We start from the raw sequence: 4,423 nt of genomic DNA on the forward strand, positions 1-4,423 counted from the left end.
ACGAACACCGCCCGCACAGGGCACTCGAGCAAGCCGCCCCATGCCGCCCGCTACCCGCACCCATCGCCAAACAAGCCCAGCTCGCCCACATGGAAATCGACCGACGAGACCGACTCGGCGGAGCGCTCCACGAGTACCAGCACGCAGCCTGAGCTGCGTGGATGATTTATCGGCACCCGCAGTGCCGCCCGAGACTGTGGCTCTGTGGGTTGGCGACAGCGTCCAGGAGATCCGGCGCACTTACAACCACCTTCTTGACGAGCAGGTGGAGGACCACAGGGCCCATGTCACCCGTCTGACAGCACGGCCCGTCCGAGCCCAAGTCGCGGCGTGAGGGAAGATCATCCGCGCTGTCTCGGAACCCTCCTTAAACCCTCCCTAAGGTCCGGCTCGGTCCGGTTCCAACCGGGACGGAACGGGGCCCGGCGAAGCTCCTCCGGCGTGCGCAATCTTGCCGAAAGGGGCTTGCCCGACCGGGAGCCCTCCCAGCGGAGGCAAATCAGCGCAGCGCTGTCACTTGGGCGAACGCTCCCTACGGAGCGCGTTCGCACCTCCTGAGACCCGCCCAAGAGTCTCGAGCCCCTGCCGGTCTCCTGGAGAGAGAAAACCGCCGACTGTGTTAACCGGACGTTAGCTCTCGGTCCGGAGTCTGTACGCCGGCCCCTGTCCGCACCGACGCTGCGTTGCGCGACGACCGCCTCAACGAGCGGCCGACCCGCTTCCGCACGTATCTGGAGGCCCAGTGAGCGACACCGGCTCAGCAGCACACCCCCGTACCCCCTGGCGAGCCGTGCTCGGCGGCTCGATCGGCAATCTCGTCGAATGGTTCGACTGGTTCGTCTACGCCAGCTTCGCCACCTACTTCGCCGGTGCCTTCTTCCCCAAGGGCAATGACACCGCGCAACTCCTCAACACCGCGGGCATCTTCGCCGTGGGATTCTTCATGCGCCCCATCGGCGGCTGGCTGCTGGGCCGGTACGCCGACCGGCGCGGACGCAAGGCCGCGCTCACCCTCACCGTGACGCTGATGTCGGCCAGCGCGCTGCTCATCGCCATCGCGCCGACGTATGACCAGGTGGGGTACTTCGGCGCGTTCATCCTGCTGGTGGCCCGGCTGCTCCAGGGCCTCTCGGTCGGAGGCGAGTACGCGGCCAGCGCCACCTATCTCACCGAGGCGTCCCAGCCCGGCCGCCGTGGCTTCGTCTCCAGCTTCCAGTACGTCTCCATGACCATGGGCCAGCTCATCGGCCTCGGACTGCTGATCGTGCTCCAGCGCACCATGTCCGACGATGAGCTGCACTCGTACGGCTGGCGCATCCCGTTCATCGTGGGTGCCGTGGCCGCCGCGGTGGTCTTCTGGCTGCGGCGCAACCTGCTGGAGACCGAGGCGTACACCGAGGAAGAGGGCACCGGCGGGGGGACGGCCGAGCGCGGGACCCTGCGCCAGCTGCTGCGCCACCGCAAGGAGGCGGCGCTGGTCATCGCGCTGACCATGGGCGGCACGGTCGCGTACTACACGTACACCACCTACCTCACCAAATACCTGTCGAACACCGCCGGGCTGAGCAAGTCCGACGCGTCGCTGGTGAGCTTCTGCGCGCTGTTCCTGTTCATGCTGATCCAGCCGGCGGCCGGATCGCTGTCGGACCGGATCGGCCGACGGCCGCTGCTGATCACCTTCGGCTTCGGCTCGATGCTCGGCACCGTGCCCATCATGACCGCGCTCGCGAACACCGACACCTTCCTCGGCGCGCTGGTGCTCTCGCTCGCCGCGCTGGTCATCATCACCGGCTACACCTCCATCAACGCGGTGGTGAAGGCCGAGCTGTTCCCCACCCATGTCCGGGCGCTCGGGGTGGCCCTGCCGTACGCGTTGGCCAACGCGCTGTTCGGCGGCACGGCGGAGTATGTGGCGCTGTGGTTCAAGAAGGCCGGAGCGGAGTCCGGTTTCTACTGGTATGTCTCCGGCTGCGCCGCCGTCTCGCTCATCGTCTACCTCACCATGCGCGAGACCCGGGACACCGCCCTCACCCGGGAGGCGGCCGGGGAATCGGCCTCCGAGGGCCTGCGGAAGACCGCTGTCTGAGACCTCGGGCCGCCGCTTACCCTGAAGCCCATGCACGTTCTCCTGGTCGAAGACGACGACCGGCTGGCGGCCGCGCTGACCTCGGCGCTCGACCGGCTGGGGCACCAGGTCGTCCGCGCCGGGCGCGCCGACGACGCGCTCCGGCTCAAGGACGGCGCCGACTTCGTCCTGCTCGACCTGGGGCTGCCCGACATGGACGGGCTGGAGGCGCTGCGCAGGCTGCGCCGCGCCTCCGCCGTCCCGGTCATCGTGGTCACCGCCCGGGCCGCCGAGCGGGACGTGCTGCGGTCCCTGCGCGGCGGCGCCGACGACTACCTGGTCAAGCCGTTCCGCACGGCCGAGCTGATCGCGCGCATGGAGGCCGTCGTACGGCGCGGCACCCGGCCGCTCACGGCCGCGGGCCCGGTGGTCGCGGTCGGCGGCGTACGCATCGACCTGGCCACCCGGCAGCTGGAGGTGGACGGCCACCCCGTCGCCCTCACCCGCCGGGAGTTCGACGTGCTGGCGCTGCTCGCCCGCGAACCCGGTGTCGTCCGCAGCCGGGAGGAGATCCTGGACGCGATCTGGGGCGACCTGCTGCTGTCGGCGTCCCGCTCCCTCGACGTCCACATCGCCGGAATCCGTTCCAAGACCGGCCGTCCGGAGCTGGTGGAGACGCTGCGCGGCACCGGATACCGGCTGGGAACCGGCGGATGCACCTGAGGATCCTGACGGTCTACACCGTGCTCATCGCCTGCCTGGTGGCCGCGCTCGCGGTGCCCTTCGCCCGCGCGTACTCCTCGCACCGCACGGGGCAACTGCTGCTGGAGCGGCGCGCGGACGCGACCCGCCTCGCCGAACTCGCCGATCAGGCGATCCGCGACGGGTACACCACCGGGCTCGTCCAGGAGGTCTCCCGCTACCACGGTCTGTACGGCACCGCGGTGGAGATCCGGGGCCGGGACGGCGAGCGGGTGGCGGGCGGCGGGGCCTGGGAGCGCGAGCCCGCCGAGCGGGCGCTGTCCGGACGTACCACCGGAAGCGTCCCCCTGGTCACCCCGTTCGGCCCGGGGTCGGTGGTGATCGCCGAGCCGGTCGGCCGGGACGCCCAGGTCTCCGGCGTGGTCCTCATGCGGGTGGCCACGGCCACCGCCCGGCGCGACGTGGCGTTCGTCTGGGCGGCGGTCGCGGGCGGCTCCCTGATCGCGGTGGCCTGCGCCCTGATCGCCGCGCGCCGCCTCGCGCGGTGGATCCTGCGGCCGGTGACCGAACTGGACCTCACCACCCGGGCGATCGCCGAGGGCCGGATGGACGCCCGGGTGCGCGACGGCGGCCACGGCCCCGCCGAGCTGCGGCTGCTGGAGCGGCGGTTCAACGCCATGGCCGACGCGGTCTCCACCGCCCTGGAGCGGCAGCGCGCCTTCGTCGCGGACGCCTCGCACGAACTGCGCACCCCGCTGACCGTCCTGTCGCTGCGGCTGGAGAACCTGGAGCCGCACCTGCGGAACAGCGGGACCGTCGACTACGCCGAAGCGCTCGCGGAGGTCGACCGGCTGGCCGAGCTGCTGGAAGACCTGCTGGAGCTGGCCCGGGTGGAGGCCGGGGCGGCCGCCCCCGAGCCGATCCCGCCCGCGGCGCTCGCCGCGCGGCTCGGCACCTGGCGCGAGGTGCACGCGGCGCGGGGGCTGACCCTGGTGGTGGATGTCGACCGGGCGGGCCCCGACGCCCCGCCGCTGCCCGCCCCGGCCGCCCGGATCGCGGACATCGCGCTGGACAACTCGGCCAAGTTCGTGCCGTCCGGCGGCACGGTCACCGTCTCGCTCGACGCCGCCGGAGCGCTGCGGATCGCCGACGACGGCCCCGGGCTCGCCCCCGAACAGCTGGCCGCGGCCCCCGGCCGCTTCTGGCGCGCCCCGGACCACGGGAACGTCCCCGGCAGCGGCCTGGGCCTGGCCATCGCCGCCGAGCTGGCCCGCTCCTGCGGCGCCGAGCTGACGCTGCGCTCCGCCGAGCCGCGCGGCCTGGTGGTGGAGCTGCGCCTGCCGGTGGGCTAGGGCGAGTTCCTCTCCCCTACCCCGCCCCTTCCCGAAACGGGGGTCACCCCCGCCCCCGGCAGCGCCGTGTCCCACGCCGCGACTGACACTCCGCGCCACCGAGCCACGGGGGCTGGTGGTGGAGTTGCGGCTGCCGGTGGGCCCGGAAGGGGGGACGGGGACGCCCCCGCCCACGGCGTTCGACAGGAGCGGCCCGCCGCGCAGCGGCCACGTGGGGGCCAGGGGTTGCGGGCCGCCGCGCACGGCGCCCGGCGAGAGGGTCGAGCGCCCCGGACGGGGGCCGTCCCGGCGCCGCTCGGCAGCG

Annotated in this window: 3 protein-coding genes; all 3 read left to right on the forward strand. The window is 72.7% G+C overall.

Annotated features, from left to right (window positions below; genetic code table 11):
• Window positions 1-742: 742 nt before the first annotated feature.
• The 3 genes from EEJ42_RS33700 to EEJ42_RS33710 are packed head-to-tail and all read left to right on the forward strand — an operon-like array spanning window position 743 to window position 4,119.
• The gene (locus tag EEJ42_RS33700) at window positions 743-2,086 is read left to right on the forward strand and encodes an MFS transporter (protein WP_184503406.1); all 1,344 of its coding nucleotides are present in this window, start codon (window positions 743-745) and stop codon (window positions 2,084-2,086) included.
• Window positions 2,087-2,116: 30 nt separating this feature from the next.
• On the forward strand, window positions 2,117-2,788 hold the full coding sequence (locus EEJ42_RS33705; protein ID WP_009712672.1) for a response regulator transcription factor: 672 nt from the start codon (window positions 2,117-2,119) through the stop codon (window positions 2,786-2,788).
• Window positions 2,779-4,119, forward strand: coding sequence for a sensor histidine kinase (locus EEJ42_RS33710; RefSeq protein ID WP_123105853.1), 1,341 nt, complete (start codon window positions 2,779-2,781; stop codon window positions 4,117-4,119). The genes EEJ42_RS33705 and EEJ42_RS33710 overlap by 10 nt, the downstream gene beginning before the upstream one ends.
• The last annotated feature ends 304 nt before the right edge of the window (window positions 4,120-4,423 follow it).

Origin of the sequence: Streptomyces botrytidirepellens (assembly GCF_003721215.1) — a bacterium.
In the GTDB taxonomy this organism is placed as follows: domain Bacteria; phylum Actinomycetota; class Actinomycetes; order Streptomycetales; family Streptomycetaceae; genus Streptomyces; species Streptomyces himastatinicus.